Source organism: Streptomyces sp. NPDC046759 (assembly GCF_040645475.1).
Taxonomy (GTDB): domain Bacteria; phylum Actinomycetota; class Actinomycetes; order Streptomycetales; family Streptomycetaceae; genus Streptomyces.
Genome location: NZ_JBEYYJ010000038.1, coordinates 44,822 through 60,088, shown reverse-complemented (window position 1 = coordinate 60,088; position 15,267 = coordinate 44,822). Strand labels below are relative to the sequence as shown.

Here is a 15,267-nt window from a genome sequence, read left to right as displayed (position 1 = left end):
ACGGTGGCGGATGTCGGAGTGGACATGGGAGTGGACGGGCTACGACCCCGCCGCCGAGCAGCTGCGTGAGTCCCTGTGCACACTGGGCAACGGCTACTTCGCCACACGCGGCGCACTGCCGGAACGCCGGGCCGGCCTGGTGCACTGTCCAGGCACCTATGCAGCGGGGTGCTACAACCGCCTGGAGTCGACCGTGGCGGGGCGGCAGGTCGTGAACGAAGACGTGGTCAACCTCCCCAACTGGCTCTTTCTCCGGTTCCGGGCGCGCTGCACGGACGGGACGTGGAGCCCGTGGTTCTCCCCCGGCACGCAGACCCTCCTGGACCACCGGCACACCCTGGATCTGCGCGGAGGCACACTCGCACGGTCCTCCCGCCACCGGAACGACGAACTGGGTGTGCTCAACGTCGAGCAGACCCGCCTGGTGCACATGGAGGACCCGCACCTGGCCGCACTGCGGACGGTGCTCACGGCCGAAGACTGGACCGGGCAGATCGAGATCGAAAGCTCTCTCGACGGTGATGTGATCAACGGCAATGTGCACCGCTATCGCGCACTCGACCGCCACCACTTGAACCACGTGCGAACCGGTGCGCAGGAACCCCACACCACCTGGCTGTGCTGCCGCACCAGCACTTCGGACATCACCGTCGCCCTGGCCGCCCGGACGACGGTCCGCGCGGACGAGGCTCCGGTCTCATCAGTGCTTCGGTCCACTCGCCACCGTGCCGTCCACCGTCTGGTCGTCCCGATCACCCGCGGCAGGCCCGTCACCGTGGACAAGACGGTGGCACTGCACACCTCACGGGACACAGCGATCAGCGATGCCCTCGGCGAGGCCGTCGAGCGGGTGTCCGTGGCGGCGGACTTTCCGGCCTTGCTCGACTCCCATGTCGCGGCCTGGGAGCGGCTGTGGCGACGCACGGACGTACAGGTGCCCGGAGAGGCCGGCCGCATCCTGCGCTTCCATCTCTTCCACGTCCTGCAGACGCTGTCACCGCACACGGCGGAGCTGGATGTAGGCGTCCCGGCCCGGGGTCTGCACGGCGAGGCGTACCGGGGTCATGTGTTCTGGGACGAGCTCTTCGTCCTCCCCTATCTCAACCTGCACCTTCCGGAGGTGTCCCGGGCGCTGCTGAACTATCGCCACCGACGCCTCCCTCGGGCCTGCGCGGCGGCGAGCGCGGCCGGCAGGGCCGGGGCGATGTATCCGTGGCAGAGCGGTAGCAACGGGCGTGAGGAGTCCCAGGAATGGCATCTCAACCCCGCCTCGGGCCGCTGGCTGCCGGACCACTCGCGCCTGCAGCACCACGTGGGTTCGGCGATCGCCTACAACGTCTGGCAGTACTGCGAGGCCACCGGTGACACGGAGTACCTGCACACCAAAGGCGCGGAAATGCTGCTGCAGATCGCCCGCTTCTGGGCCGACTTGGCAGTCTTCGACCATGACACGCGCCGCTACCGGATCCGCGGTGTCGTGGGCCCCGACGAGTACCACGACGGCTATCCCGGTGCCGCGAAGCCCGGGCTGGACGACAATGCGTACACCAACGTCATGGCTGCCTGGGTCCTCACCCGCACTCTGGAGCTCGTGCGGCGCCTTCCCGCATGGCGGCGCGAGGAACTGTTCCAGCGGGTCCGGCTGAGCGCCGACGCGCTGCCGGAGTGGGAGGAGGTCTCCAGACGCCTGCGGGTGCCCTTCCACCAAGGCGTCATAAGCCAGTTCGAGGGCTACGACGATCTCGCCGAACTCGACTGGGACGCCTACCGCGCCCGCTACGGCACCATCCGGCGGCTGGACCGCGTTCTCGAGGCCGAGGGCGACACGGTCAACCGCTACAAGGCGTCCAAGCAGGCCGATGTCCTCATGCTCGGCTACCTGTTCTCGCCCACGGAACTGCGTGCTCTGTTCCGGCGTCTCGGATACCACCTGGACGACGGGATCTGGCGAAGTACCGTCGACTACTACCTCCAGCGCACCAGCCACGGCTCGACCCTCAGCGAACTCGTCCACGGCCTGGTCCTCGCCAGAGCCAGACGGACCGACGCATGGCAGTACGTACATGAAGCCCTGGAGGCAGACATCGCCGACATCCAGGGCGGCACCACGGGTGAAGGCATCCACCTCGGCGCCATGGCCGGAACCCTCGACCTGATCCAGCGCGGCCTGACCGGACTGGAGACCCGCGAGGACGCCCTCTGGCTGGACCCGGTCCCACTTCCGGCGCTCTCCGAGTACGGCTTCACACTGCACTATCGCGGTCACTGGGGCATCGGCATGCGGCGCCGGAGCGGGCAGCTGGAGATCGCCGTACCCGACTCGGAGGAATCGCCGATCCGCGTAGTGCTGGCTGACCGCGCGGTGACCATCGCCCCAGGGGAGACGTGCACGCTCCTTCTGCCGAAGGACTGACGCTGCGGCGGTCGCCGGCCCGGCCACCCTTCGGGTCTCCCCTCACGTCGTTCTCCGGTGGCTACGGACTGGGACTGCCGCGTCGTTCCGAGTGGCGTGGCGGGAAGCCCGACGCACCGGTATGCAGGGTGATGACTGACCAGCACGCCCAGCCGACGGGTTGCAGGGCCCAATAGCTGACGGCGCGGTACAAGAGCGTCGCGGCGATCGCCGGGCCGGGCCGGGGCCGGAGACCGTACGGCACGAGCAGTGCGGACAGGCTCGTCTCCACGATGCCGAGGCTGCCCGGGGCCAGGCGCAGGCTGCCGGGGATCTGGGTGAGGACGCAGGCGAGCAGCAGGCTGTGCCAGGGCACGCCGATGCCGAGCGCCCACAGGCTGGCAGCCGGACCAGCGACGTCGAAGACCCAGTTCAGCAGCGCGAACGCGGACGGTCGAAGCCACGGCCGCAGGCCGGGTTGCAGACCGCGGGCCTGTGCGACCGGCCGGGCGAGTGCCTCCTGGCCCTGCTGGACGCGGTGGGAGCGCGTCCCGGCACTCGCCCAAACTCGCCCCACCGCGTGACGGAAGCCCGAGAAGCGGGATGCTCCTACGACCCGCCGAGGCGACCCCCAGGACCAGCAGCGCACCGGCCGCGGGAAGCAGAACGGTCCGCAGCCCCGCCGGTCCCGCCGCGACCACGCCGGCGACGAGCAGGACGGCCGGGCCCAGTACCGCCGGCGCGCCGGCCACCACCAGCACGGCGGCCGCGAGTACCTGCTCCACGCCCCTGCGGCGCAGCTGCCGGAAAACCCAGGCGGCCGAGAATGCCGCCCCTCCGGGCAACGCACCCGCCACGGCGTTGGCGGCCACCACCATCGGCGTCGTGCGCCCCAGGCTCCAGCGGGTCCCGCCCGCCCCGAGCAGCCGGCGGTACATGGCGGCGAAACGGGTGCTGGACGGCGCCCGCCCGGCCGCGGACGCGTTCGGTGCCGAGGAGATCGTGATCGGTGTCGCTGCGGGCAGCCCCGGTGAGATATCGGTCCCGGCCGCCCTCGCCGAGCGCGAACTTCCCTGCCCGGCCCGGACCGTATCCCTGCCCGAACGCTTCGCCTCCGGCGAATCCGGGGCCCTGATCCGTGGCGTCAACGGTCTGCCGGTGATACCGGCACCTCTGAAGGCCCGCGCGGCCGGCGGCGCGGCGGGCGGGGTGCGTCGTCGGCCGACGCTGCTCTCCAACGCCGAGACCTGGGCCCAACTCGCCGTTGCGGCCCGGCTCGGCGCCGACGCTTACGCATCCGTCGGCACCGCAGACGAACCGGGCACGATGCTGCTCACCGTCAACCGGCCAGGCGCCGATCCGCCCGTTCCTGTCGCCCGCGGTGCGCGCCACCCTGACCTGCGTCCGCGGCTCGAAGGCACCCCAACTGTCCGCATCGCTCGAGTCGTCGGTGTCGGGCCTGTATTTCACCGGTTCGCTCGCGGCCCCGGTGTTCGGCCCGATGATGCGGTTCGTGGCAGGGACGGAGTTCGCCGCCGGGCGCATCACCCGGCACGCCTCCCGGCTCTCTGTACCCCGCTGATCCGACGGCCACGGGAGCGAGACACGCCGGACCGTTGGGTCAGCGAAGGGCGGGACTCCTCGCACAACGTTCATGAGCCGGGCGTCACGACGCCTGTCGTGCCGTGAGGCGCCGACGTACGCCGTAGGCCGCCGCTCCGAGGGCGAGCACCGCCGCTCCCCACGCCACCGACGTCGCGGGCAGGGTGAAGGCCAGGACCAGGCAGCCGGCCAGCCCGACCGTGGGGATGGTGCGCGGCGGCCGGTTCTCCTCCTGGGTCAGGGTCCAGGCGGAGGCGTTCGCCACGGCGTAGTAGGCGAGTACGCCGAAGGACGAGAAGCCGATCGCGCCGCGCACGTCCGTGGTGGCGGCCAGGATCACCACCACGGCGCCCACCAGCAACTCCGCTCGATAGGGCACCTTGAACCGTGGATGCACGGCGGACAGAGCAGGAGGCAGGTGACGGTCCCGGGCCATGGCCAGCGTGGTCCGCGAGACGCCCAGGATCAGCGCCAGCAATGACCCAAGTGCCGCCACCGCCGCCCCGACCCGAACCACCGGGACCGGCCCCGGCACCCCGGCCTGCCGTACTGCCTCGGCCAGCGGCGCGCTCTCCCGTGCCAGCCCGACCGGGCCGAGGACGGCCAGCACGGACGCGGCGACCGCCGCGTACATGATCAGCGTGATCCCCAGGGCCAGTGGAATGGCCCGGGGGATGGTGCGGGCCGGGTCCTTCACCTCTTCGCCCAGGGTCGCGATCCGCGCGTACCCGGCAAAGGCGAAGAACAGCAGGCCGGCCGCCTGCAACACCCCGGTGACGGAGGCGTCCGACCCGATGTCCAGCCGCACGACCTGAGCGTCGGTGGAGGTCAGGCAGGTCGCCACCACGGCTGCCAGCACGGCCAGGACCACGGCGACGATCGCCCGCGTCAGCCACGCGGCCTTCTGTACACCCACGTAGTTGACGGCGGTCAGCGCCACCACCGCAGCCACGGCGACGGCGTGCGCGTGGGCCGGCCACACGTACGACCCCACGGTGAGTGCCATCGCCGCGCACGAGGCGGTCTTGCCGACCACGAAGCCCCATCCGGCGAGGTAGCCCCAGAACTCGCCCAGCCGCTCACGGCCGTACACGTACGTCCCACCGGACTGCGGATAGCGTGCCGCCAGCCGGGCCGAGGAGGTGGCGTTGCAGTACGCCACCAAGGCGGCGACGGCCAGCCCCACGAGCAGCCCGGAGCCCGCCGCCCGCGCGGCCGGGGCCAGGGCGGCGAAGACCCCCGCACCGATCATCGAGCCGAGCCCGATGACGACGGCGTCGAAAACGCCCAGCCTCCGCTCCAGCACAGCGGCCCCACCGCCCTGCGACGCCTGGCTCACTCTCCACCACCATCTGTCGACATCCGGGACCGCGAGACCATACCTGTCGGGGATGAACAGCAGGTCGCACGCGTCGTGATCCTCGGTTCCCGAAGTCCCGGTCGGAGTTGTCTTCGTCGTTCCCGGAGACGGTCACGAGCCGGCCGGGCGTGCTGCTGCTCCTGCTGACGGTGACAGCGGCGTGCATGCGCCTGCCGGCTTTCCGCTTCCCGTCCCCGGCCGGTATCACTGCAGCTCCGCGTGCGCTACCGGCGAATACGACCCGGATCTGTGACCGTGATGCCTGAGTTGCGGCGTGGACCGGCTCCCGGCAGGCTGTAGCTGGCGATCGACCTTGAGCGCCCGGTCAGCCCTCCGAAACATCGGCGTGGGTGATGTGTGCCGCCTCGTGAGCCGGTGTTTCTGCAACGACCGGCCCAGCCCAGGTATCAGCCGGACGAGAACCGGCTTCGCAATCCCCGTCCCGCTCCGGAGCCGATGTACGGAGTGTTTCTTCGTGACATGGGCTGCGCACTCACCGTTCGATCCGTGATGTTCGCCGGCCATGTGGTCGGCCGTGACCCGGATGGGTGACGTGTACGGCGCCGGTCGCCACGACCCGCCGCCGACGACAAGGAGCCGCAGGGCATGGGCGGAAAGCAGAAGACACTCGTCATACTGGCCGGAATTGCACTGGCAGCCGGACTCACCAGCCCCACTTTCGGGGTCGGCGCCGCTCACTCGCCGGCCCTGCCCACCACCGCCACGGGGCCGGGCACGTCGGTCGTGGAGTGGAACCGCGAGCTCATCAGCATCCTCAGTGATCCGAAGGCGCAGCCGGCCGACGTCCAGCCCACCCGCAGCTTCGCGCTCCTTCAGGCCGCCGAGTACGACGCGGTGGTATCGATCACCCGGGCCGGCCCCGCCTACAGGGTCTCGGTGAAGGCACCGCGAGGTGCTCGTGCCGATGCCGCAGCGGACCAGGCAGCCCATGATGTGCTGGTCGCCCTGTATCCGGCCGAACGCACCGGCGTGGACCGGCGGCTGAGCAGCCAGTTGTCCGCGATTCCGGATGATCCGGACAAACAGGCGGGCACGACGATCGGAGCCGCGGTCGCCCGCCGACTGATCAGCCTTCGGTCGAACGACGGGTCATCAACGAAGCCGCCGCTGTTCCGCTCCGGCGACAAGGCCGGTGACTACCGGCGCACCCCTCCCGACTTCCCGGCACCCGTGTTCACCGGCTGGGGCTCGGTCAAACCGTTCGTGCTGGCCGGCGGAGACCGGTTCCGCCCGGCGGCACCGCCGGCCGTGAACAGCGTCGCCTATGCCACCGCCCTGAACGAGGTCAAGAGTCTGGGGAGCAAGACCAGTACCACCCGCACCGCCGATCAGACGGCAGCCGCGAAGTTCTGGGCGGCGGCGCCCGTCTGGAACGTCTGGAACCAGATCGCCCAGAACCTGGTCACCTCCACGAACGCGAACCTGGAGAAGGCGGTGAAGGTCTTCGCCCGCCTGGACCTGTCCCTCGCCGACACCACCATCGCCCTGTACGACGCCAAGTACGCCTATCGCGTATGGCGGCCCGTCACCGCCATCCGGCTCGGCGGCACCCACTACAATCCGCACATCCTCGGCGATCCCCACTGGACCCCCCTGTTGACGACCGCCCCGGACCCGTCGTATCCCAGCGCTCACGCCGCCCTCAGCCAAGCGGCGGCAACGACACTCACCGGGTTCTACGGCGCGCGGCATCATCTCGCAGTGACATCGAAAGGCACCACCCGAAGCTATGCCGGCTTCCAGGAGGCGGCCACCGAAGCGTGGCTCAGCCGGACCTGGGCCGGCCAGCACACTTCGATCGACAACGACGCGGGCCGACAACTCGGCGTCCAGGTAGCCGACTTCGCGGCAGATCACCTCTGACCGTCCGCACCGAGCGACATTCATGCGCAGCACTGCGGCGGCCAGAAGCCAGTGGCAGCGGGAGCCTCGGCCCCACGGGCACGGCCACGCTGCAGAAGGGAACGTCTGGCCGGTCCGAATCAGTCGGGTCGGAACGCGGAGAAGGGAGCGCAGCCGTGGCCATCTCTCGTCGCGAGGCCCTCGGGCTGGGGGGCGCCGCACTGCTGGCCTCAGCCGGTTCCGGTGGGGTGACCGGCTGCGACTCCCGGGCAGCGGTGGGCGCGGCCGTTCCCCGGTCGAAGGCCGACTACACGCTGCGGATCGCCACCGGACGCGTCGAGCTCGCGCCGGGCACGATCGTGACGACCACGACGTACAACGGCCGGTTCCCCGGGCCGCTGCTGCGGTTCACCGAAGGCCGCCCGGTCGTGGTCGACGTGCACAACGACACCGGCACCCCCGAACTGCTGCACTGGCACGGCCAGCGGGTGCCCGCCGATGTCGACGGGGCCGCCGAGGAGGGCACCCCGTACATCCCCGCGCACGGGACGCGGCGCCTGGCGTTCACCCCCGGACCGGCCGGCTTCCGCTTCTACCACTCCCACGGGGCAGCCCTCGGTGACCTGACCCGCGGGACGTACTCCGGTCAGGCGGGCCCTGTCCACATCGACCCGAAGGCCGACCCCGGCGCCTACGACCAGGAAGTCTTCCTGACGCTGAAGGAGTTCGAGCCCGCCCTCAGCCACGGCGGGGACGTGCCCCTGTCCTTCCTGGCCGGCTCCCCGGTACGGGAACTGAAGCGCAAGGGCGAGAAGGCCATGGCCGACTCACTGGCCCGGGGCATGCCACGCGGCTACGAGGTCGGCTACCGCGCCTTCAGCGTCAACGGCCGCAAACTCGGCCACGGCCTGCCGATCAGGGTCAGGACCGGGCAGCGTGTGCTGTTCCACGTCCTCAACGCCAGCGCCACCGAGATCCGCAGCCTCGCCCTGCCCGGCCACACCTTCGAGGTCGTCGCGCTCGACGGCAATCCGGTACCGCGCCGGGCGCACGTCCCGGTGCTGTGGATCGGCACCGCCGAACGCGTCTCGGCCCTCGTGGAGATGAACCACTCGGGTGTCTGGGTCCTCGGAGACACGTCGGACGACGACCGGAACGCCGGCATGGGCACCGTCGTGGAGTACGCCGGCCGCAGCGGCACTCCGCGATGGGTCGCGCCACCCTCATTCACCTGGGACTACCGCACCTTCGCCGGCGCCGGCTCCACGAACAATCGACCCCACCGCACGATCGACCTGTTGGTGGAGAAGCGCAACGCCGCCGAGAAGGGATTCAACATCTGGCCCCTCAACGGCGTCCCCTTCTCCCTGGACACCAACAAGCCGGTGCTGGACGTCGAGCGCGGCAAGCGGTACCGGCTCCGGCTGCGCAACGCCTCCGACGACATCCACCCCGTCCACCTGCACCGCCACACCTTCGAGGTCACCGATATCGCCGGCGCCCCCACCCACGGCCTGCACAAGGACGTCGTCATGCTCGGCGGCTACCAGACCCTCGCCTTCGACTTCACCGCCGACCAGCCGGGACTGTCCCTGTTCCACTGCCACCAGCAGCTCCACATGGACTACGGGTTCATGATCCTGCTGCGCTGCTCCTGACGCCCGGCCGCTGGCCACCTGCCAGAGAGTCAAGGTGCGCACCGGCACGCCGAGTGCTCCGGCCACCGGATTGAGGACGGTGTGCACAACCGGCAAGCCGTACTTCCGCTTGGCCCGCCCCCGCCCGAAGGCGGTGGTTGCGCACCCCGGGGAGAGCGACGCGGCGGAGCGCACGACGACCCGGCTGGCACCAGCAAGGTGTCGCCGGGCAGCCGCCACTTTGGCCGCCGTTCCAGGCCCGCATCGCCCTGCTGTCGGCCGGACCCGGACAGCGGCTTCCCGCGGCAGGCCCCTACCGCTGGTATGAGCCACTCACCGAGTGACGTCCAGTTCCGTGTACATCCCCGCCGCGTAGTGACCCGGGAGATTGCACAGCAGCTCGTAGCGACCCGGCCGCAGCGTGACCGTGGTCCAGGCCGCCGCACCGGAGGCGATACCGTCTCCAGCGCCACTGCCACAGGTGTGGGACGCCTCGCCGAGGCTGCCGGCTTCCGATACCCGGCCGTCGGAGCCGATGGCACGTTCTCCTGCGGCCTGGCCCGCCGGCAGCGGCAACACGATCGCCTCGTGTGTGAGGGTTCCCGCATTGATTACCCGCACTGTGACCTTTCCGGCCAAAACGGTCGTGGGGTGGGCTACCAGGCGCATCATGCTCATGCCGTACCAACCTGGGTGGCCGTTGTTCGGCGCGGGCCAGTTCGGGCCCCGCATCATACGTCCCGTGTCCCACACGGTCACGTCGACCGCACTGCCTGTCGCGGCCGGCGCGGCGCATCGGGCGCCCTGCGCTCGCCAGGACACCGGTCCCGCCCTGTGAAAGGCGCCGGACGCGGCCATCAGACTTGTCGTGGCGACACCCAGTACCAGGGCCGCCGCGGCGATGGCGATCGCCGCCCAGACCCCTCGGCGGCGACAGGGGTTCATCGGTGCTCCCGAAGCAACGCGAGCCGACGTTTGTACTCGTCCTCGTCGATCTCCCCGCGTGCGAACCGCTCCGCGAGCAGGTTCTCGGCCCGCCGGTCCTGCCACCCGCCCTCGCCAGGCGGTGGAGGCGAGCCCGGCTGCTGATGATGACGGGCACCGACGAGGTAGCGCACGAGTACGACGAGGCCAACGATCAGGACGGCCCAGAACAGCACCATGAACACCGTCATGACGATCCAGCCGCCCCAGCCCCATCCGCCGTCGTACCACATCATGCCGATCACTTCCCTCGGCTGACTGCTCCGCTGATACCAGGATGAATCAGTGAGACCTCAGCCGCGCTGGGCCACAGTTCCCAGATGTAGGGCCGGAGGCCCCAACGCCCCATTCGGCTCCGCCGTTCGAAGCTGTGTGGAAACCCTTCGCACACGACGTGCCACCCGTGCCGTTCACCACTTTGGGCATAGCCGTCGACTCCACCCACTCCGCAGCCGCCGTCGCCAGCGGTCGGCTCTCCTGACCGGTGCTGACGTCGAAGGCCCGACGCACGGGTGGCGGCGGTCACTCCTTGCCTCGGACCACCGCGACGGAGCAGTGCGCGTGGTGTAGCAGGGCCTGGCTGACCGAGCCGAGCAGCAGACCGGTGAAGCCACCGCGTCCGCGCGCACCGACCACGACCAGCCGCGCCTCGTTACTGGCTTCGATCAGGGCCGGGCGGATCCGGGAGCGCACCAGGCGTCGCTCCACAGCGACCTGGGGGTAGCGCGTCTGCCACGGAGACAGGGTCTCGTCCAGCAGCCGCTGCTCTTCCTCGCGGAGCCGGTCGATGTCGACCACCATGTTCAGCGGGTCGCCCGGCCCCTCGTAGGCCCGTTCGCTCCAGGTGTTCCACACGTGCAGGGCCAACAGGTCCGCACCGCGCATCGACGCTTCGGCGAAGGCGAATTCGACGGCGCGTTCGCCCGCCGGGGAGCCGTCGACCGCCAGCAGCACGGGACCGGTCGGGTTCGGCCTGCCTCGTACCACCAGCACCGGGCAGTGGCCATACGCGGCCAGATGCACGGCAGTGGAACCGAGGAGCAGGCTGCCGAACCCGCCCAGCCCGCGACTGCCCACCACGACGAGCGAGGCGGTGCGGGACTCGATCTCCAGCACCATCAGCGGCTCGCCGACGGTGACCTCTCGTGTGATGTCCACACGAGGCCCGACCTCACGTGCCCGTTGTTCGGCATCGGCCAGCGCGCCGTCCACCAGCTCGCGCACCCCCGCCCTGGCAGGACTCCAAGGCGGCCCACCAGGCGGTGGATGGATCGACGGCCACCCGAAGGCATGCACCAACCGCAGGCCGACCCCGCTCAGCGCCGCCTCGTGTGCCGCCGTCTCGACCGCGTCCAGGCTGGACGGTGAGCCGTCGACTCCCACTACGACCGGTTTCGCCATGCCGCGCCTCCTCGCCAGGCCGGCTTTGCGGCCGCCTGCCCGGCTTCGTCCATCGTCCGCCGCCGTGCCGCGCAGCGCAGCGGAACCGATGGCCCTCCCGGCACCTTCGAGACAGGCGGTGCCGTACGCGTCCGTGGACGTGCTCCCAGGCCCCCGGTACCACCGCTGCCGCGGTAACTCACCCCATTCCTGATCACGCTCGGTCATCACCCGGAAGGCTCAGCAGACACGGTGTGCGTGCACCCGAACGGGTCCTATGAGGAAGGGGCGCTGTCACCCAAGAGGCCCCGGAGGAGGAAGTCGTGTTCCGCCACTCGATACGTACGTTCCTGGTGAATCTCTCGTTCCTGGTGAATCTCTGCGCGCTGACCGCGGCATCGCAGGCGGTCCCCGCCCTGGCCCTCACCGCCCCGGCCGGCCCCCACCCGCAGTTTCAAGCCGCCCGGGCTCTTCGAGCGCAGACGCTCACGGACCTCACCACCGCCATGAAGGGCGAGGCGTTCGCCTACGCCTCCTACAGCCTCTTCGCCGCCCAAGCCGACGGCGCGGCCCACCCGGCCGATGGCCGGCTCTTCAGGACCACGGCGCAGACCGAGCTGAGCGAGCACCTGCACGAGGCGGCCACGCTGGCCGGTGTGGTCGGCACGAACGCGGCCAACCTGCGCCAGGCCATCAACGGGGAGACGTACGAGCACCAGGTCATGTACCGCGGCTTCGCGGCGCAGGCTCGGCAGGACGGAGATGCGAAGGCCGCCGAGCTGTTCACGGAGATCGCCGCCGACGAGGGCCGCCACCGCGACGCCTTCCGCACGGCGCTCGCGGCCGTGACCTCGGGCCACGGCACGGTACCGGCGCCAAGCGCCGCCAAGACCGTCGCGGTACCCACCGGGCTGCCGCAGGTGAGCGCCGCCCGCACGAAGACCAACCTGGACACCGCGATGCACGGAGAAGCCCTGGCCCACTCCAAGTACATGCTCTTCGCAGCGCACGCCAAGCAGTCCGGGAACTCCGCGCTGGCCCGCCTGTGGGAGGGGACGGCCGCCGTCGAGCTGCACGAGCACTTCGCCGGCGAGGCGGTCCTGGCCGGACGGGTGGGCACCACGAAGGAGAACCTGAACAAGGCCATCACCGGGGAGCGTTCCGAGGCGACCACCCTCTACCCGGGGTTCGCCAAGCAGGCGACCGCCGTCGGTGACACGGCTGCCGCCGCCTACTTCCGCAACACCGCCGCGGACGAGGCCCGGCACGCCGCCGCCTTCCAGGCGGCACTGAACCGGCTGCGCTGAGCGCCGTCCCTGGCCCGCCCCATACGGGCCTGCCGCGAAACGCCCGACCGGCCGGTTCCCTCACCCGGCCGGTCGGGCCCCGCGTCGCCTGCTGTCCAGGGGCGCAGCCGCCCCGTGCCCGCGCGCCACGTGCACACAGGTGCGGGCCGTGGGAGTTGCGCGCGTCAGGGTGCGGGAGGGACGGCGCGGTCCAGGGGTTCCAGGTTGCCGTAGAGGGCGGCGTGGAGTGCGGCCGCGAGTTCACGGGCGCGTTCTTCGCTGCGCACGCCGTGCATCATGAAGTAGACCGGCCCTGTGTAGGCGTCCAGGTCGACCTCGTGGCTGTGGACCAGGCGGGTGATCGCGTCCCGGACGGCTTCGTTGACGGTATCGGCGACCATGTGGCCGGAGCCGGCGGTGAGGGTGTCCGCCTTCACGGTCCACCGCTGGCGCTTTTCGGATTCGATGGCGACGAACACGGCGTTGTGCGCCATGGCGTTGCGGTAGACGTCGTGGAAGGCGTCGGTGCCGGTGCCATCCGGGACGAGGTGCGCGGGGCAGGGAACCGGCAGAGGCTGCACCAGGGCATTCTGCCCACAGGTGAGATCCCTGCGCACCCGCCACGCCATGGCGGGTCAGGTTGAGTGATCAGCAGATGGCTGGGGCGCTGCGGCGCGTGGTGGTGACGGCGAGCGGGCGCCGCCAGGCGGTGCCGCACCGCAAACGCCGTGGGCGACCGTCCACACGGGCACGGACCCTGCGGTGCTCGGCGTTGTCGTCCTCCTCGCCCTTCAGCAGGTTTCGGTAGCTGGTTGGAGGTCACGTAGCAGCGCTCGGACCTGGGTCAACTAAGCGCTGCCTCATGGCGGCCGGATTCCGTACTGCGGTCATTCGCGTGCGTCGGACCGGTCGGGTCCGCGGGGCTGTTTTCTGCCCGCATGGGCAGCGCCAGCCGCCGACCGTATCCCGGCGATTTCGGCGGCGATCAGGGTGGCCAGCAGCACGGTGAGGGGGTTGAGTTTGACCGTTCGAGACAGGATGACCGGTTGCAGGAGGTGGTTTTCGGCCTGCTCATAGACGATGAAGAAGACGATGGCTCCGATGCCGGCCGGCAAGGAATGCACGAACGGGCTGCGGAGGCGACGACAGCCCCTATGGTGGCCCCCACCAAGGGAATGAGGTCGGTCACGGCGACGCAGAGGGCCGGCAGACCGGCGAACGGCACTCCGGAAACCAGCAGCACCACGTAGATCAGGAGCCCGCAGATGACGCTGATCAGCAAGTTTCCGGTCAGGTAGCCGTTGACAGTACGGGCGCACGAGGCACCCACGCGGCGTATGCGGGCCGCGGGCGCCTCGTCCACGAGCGCCAGCGACCGATCTATGGCCCTGGGGCCCTCCAACACCATCAGATAGGCCAGGACAAAAATGGTGAGAGCGCCTGTCACGGTGGGCGTAGCCCTGCGGATGAACCAGGCGGGGGTCCGGCGGCGGTGGACGCGTTGCGGGGACCCGGTGGCGGGTCGACCACCTACGTCCCAGGTGCGGATGCTCAGGCCCCGCTGCAAGCTGGTGCCGTAGGCGGCAACTGTCGAAGGAAGTGTCATGGTGGCGGTGGCCACACGTGGGATCGCCGGAGCGTCGGCCCGGTGGGGGACGACGCCGCCAGCTGCGGGTGTGTTCGCGGCAGCCCTGCTGTCACCTGTGATGTGCGCCGGGCTGATGCATGCGGCTTGCCGGTACATGCCGTGACTGAGAACGCGTCGCGGCCGGCGACCGGCGCGCGACGGCCCTATCTGATCGTGAACCCGCATTCAGGGGGAGGGAAGGCGAGCCGGTTCCGGATCGCGGAACGCGCCCGTGCGTTCGGAGCTCAGGTTTTCCTGATCGATCATTCCCTGCCCCAGGACCTGGCGACTGTCGCGCGACGCGCCGTGGACGACGGTGCGGATCTGCTCGGGGTGGCCGGTGGAGACGGCACGCAGGCACTCGTCGCCGAGGTGGCCGCGGAAAGCGGCCTGCCGTTCATGGTCATTCCGGCGGGCACCCGCAACCACTTCGCGATGGATCTCGGCCTGAACCGTGAGGACCCTTCGGCCGCGCTGGAGGCCCTCAGGGACGGCGTCGAGCTGCGCGTGGATCTCGGGTACGCAGGCGAGCGGGCATTCGTCAACAACGTGTCGTTCGGAGCGTACGCCGCCCTGGTGCAGGACCCCGCCTACCGGGAGGACAAGATCGGCACGATGGTACGGATCCTCCCGGAATTCCTGGCCCGCCACCAGGGTCCGGAGCTGGTGGTACGCACAGGGCTGCTCACCGTGGACCGGCCGGACGCCGTACTGGTGAGCAACAACCCCTACCAGATCGACGACCCGGCCGGGCTCGACAGGCGTGCGCAGCTCGACTCCGGACTCCTGGGAGTACTGGCCGCCAGGGCGGAGACCCCCGCCGAAACAGCCGCCAGGCTGCGAAGCGGGCAGATGCACGGAGTGACCCGTCTGGCGACACCCGACGACGTCGTCATCCACGCCGACCCCCCGGTCGTCCCCGTCGGGCTGGACGGCGAAGCCGTCACCCTGCGCACTCCCGTGCGGTGCCGGATCAGTCCCCGGACGCTTCGGGTATGGGTTCCCCGCCATCGGCCGGGCGTCGCGCCCACCGGATGGCGGCCGCCGGGATGGGCCGTCGTCCAGCGGGCGGCCTCACTCGTCGGACGGTCTCATGGCCGTCACACCGACTGAGCGGAGCGCGCTAAATGGTGGGC

The 15,267-nt window shown here is 70.4% G+C and carries 13 protein-coding genes and 2 pseudogenes; 6 read left to right on the top strand and 9 right to left on the bottom strand.

Going from position 1 to position 15,267, the window contains the following annotated elements; translation table 11 throughout:
* Positions 1–10: 10 nt before the first annotated feature.
* Entirely contained in the window at positions 11–2,413 is a 2,403-nt protein-coding gene (locus tag ABZ919_RS36380; RefSeq protein WP_361256841.1) for a glycosyl hydrolase family 65 protein, read from the top strand.
* Positions 2,414–2,474: 61 nt separating this feature from the next.
* On the opposite strand, the gene ABZ919_RS36375 is transcribed toward ABZ919_RS36380, so the two are convergent.
* Positions 2,475–2,969, bottom strand: coding sequence for a YbhN family protein (locus tag ABZ919_RS36375; RefSeq protein WP_361256838.1), 495 nt, complete (start codon positions 2,967–2,969; stop codon positions 2,475–2,477).
* An 804-nt stretch (positions 2,970–3,773) separates the two neighbouring features.
* On the opposite strand from ABZ919_RS36375, the gene ABZ919_RS36370 reads away from it, so the two are divergent.
* Positions 3,774–3,974 carry a hypothetical protein gene (locus tag ABZ919_RS36370; protein WP_361256835.1) on the top strand — a complete coding sequence of 67 codons (201 nt, stop codon included), beginning with the start codon at positions 3,774–3,776 and terminating at the stop codon, positions 3,972–3,974.
* 84 nt (positions 3,975–4,058) lie between these two features.
* Here the strand turns inward: ABZ919_RS36370 and ABZ919_RS36365 are convergent, their stop codons facing one another.
* The gene (locus ABZ919_RS36365) at positions 4,059–5,333 is read right to left on the bottom strand and encodes an APC family permease (protein ID WP_361256832.1); all 1,275 of its coding nucleotides are present in this window, start codon (positions 5,331–5,333) and stop codon (positions 4,059–4,061) included.
* A gap of 627 nt (positions 5,334–5,960) precedes the next feature.
* On the opposite strand from ABZ919_RS36365, the gene ABZ919_RS36360 reads away from it, so the two are divergent.
* Positions 5,961–7,238 carry a vanadium-dependent haloperoxidase gene (locus tag ABZ919_RS36360; RefSeq protein ID WP_361256829.1) on the top strand — a complete coding sequence of 426 codons (1,278 nt, stop codon included), beginning with the start codon at positions 5,961–5,963 and terminating at the stop codon, positions 7,236–7,238.
* A gap of 155 nt (positions 7,239–7,393) precedes the next feature.
* Positions 7,394–8,875 carry a multicopper oxidase domain-containing protein gene (locus ABZ919_RS36355; RefSeq protein ID WP_361256827.1) on the top strand — a complete coding sequence of 494 codons (1,482 nt, stop codon included), beginning with the start codon at positions 7,394–7,396 and terminating at the stop codon, positions 8,873–8,875.
* 12 nt (positions 8,876–8,887) lie between these two features.
* Here the strand turns inward: ABZ919_RS36355 and ABZ919_RS36350 are convergent.
* From ABZ919_RS36350 to ABZ919_RS36335, 4 genes and pseudogenes are all read right to left on the bottom strand, one after another.
* A pseudogene (locus ABZ919_RS36350) lies at positions 8,888–8,971 on the bottom strand (DedA family protein); the annotation flags it as partial.
* 216 nt (positions 8,972–9,187) lie between these two features.
* The gene (locus tag ABZ919_RS36345; RefSeq protein ID WP_361256824.1) at positions 9,188–9,532 is read right to left on the bottom strand and encodes a sulfocyanin-like copper-binding protein; all 345 of its coding nucleotides are present in this window, start codon (positions 9,530–9,532) and stop codon (positions 9,188–9,190) included.
* A gap of 263 nt (positions 9,533–9,795) precedes the next feature.
* Positions 9,796–10,074: a hypothetical protein gene (locus ABZ919_RS36340; protein WP_361256821.1), complete on the bottom strand. Its 279-nt coding sequence runs from the start codon at positions 10,072–10,074 to the stop codon at positions 9,796–9,798.
* 286 nt (positions 10,075–10,360) lie between these two features.
* Positions 10,361–11,239: a universal stress protein gene (locus tag ABZ919_RS36335; protein ID WP_361256818.1), complete on the bottom strand. Its 879-nt coding sequence runs from the start codon at positions 11,237–11,239 to the stop codon at positions 10,361–10,363.
* Between the two features lie 302 nt (positions 11,240–11,541).
* Here ABZ919_RS36335 and ABZ919_RS36330 point away from each other — a divergent pair, with 302 nt between their 5' ends.
* Complete coding sequence (locus ABZ919_RS36330; protein WP_361256815.1) at positions 11,542–12,525, top strand: ferritin family protein; 984 nt, start codon at positions 11,542–11,544, stop codon at positions 12,523–12,525.
* 164 nt (positions 12,526–12,689) lie between these two features.
* Here the strand turns inward: ABZ919_RS36330 and ABZ919_RS36325 are convergent, their stop codons facing one another.
* From ABZ919_RS36325 to ABZ919_RS36315, 3 genes and pseudogenes are all read right to left on the bottom strand, one after another.
* A complete protein-coding gene (locus tag ABZ919_RS36325; protein ID WP_361256812.1) occupies positions 12,690–13,085 on the bottom strand; it encodes a hypothetical protein in 396 nt (131 codons plus the stop codon).
* 306 nt (positions 13,086–13,391) lie between these two features.
* Positions 13,392–13,619, bottom strand: coding sequence for an AI-2E family transporter (locus ABZ919_RS36320; RefSeq protein ID WP_361256911.1), 228 nt, complete (start codon positions 13,617–13,619; stop codon positions 13,392–13,394).
* A gap of 32 nt (positions 13,620–13,651) precedes the next feature.
* A pseudogene (locus tag ABZ919_RS36315) lies at positions 13,652–14,110 on the bottom strand (AI-2E family transporter); the annotation flags it as partial.
* A gap of 141 nt (positions 14,111–14,251) precedes the next feature.
* On the opposite strand from ABZ919_RS36315, the gene ABZ919_RS36310 reads away from it, so the two are divergent.
* Positions 14,252–15,244 (top strand): diacylglycerol kinase family protein, encoded by a 993-nt coding sequence (locus tag ABZ919_RS36310; RefSeq protein ID WP_361256809.1) that lies wholly within the window; start codon positions 14,252–14,254, stop codon positions 15,242–15,244.
* The last annotated feature ends 23 nt before the right edge of the window (positions 15,245–15,267 follow it).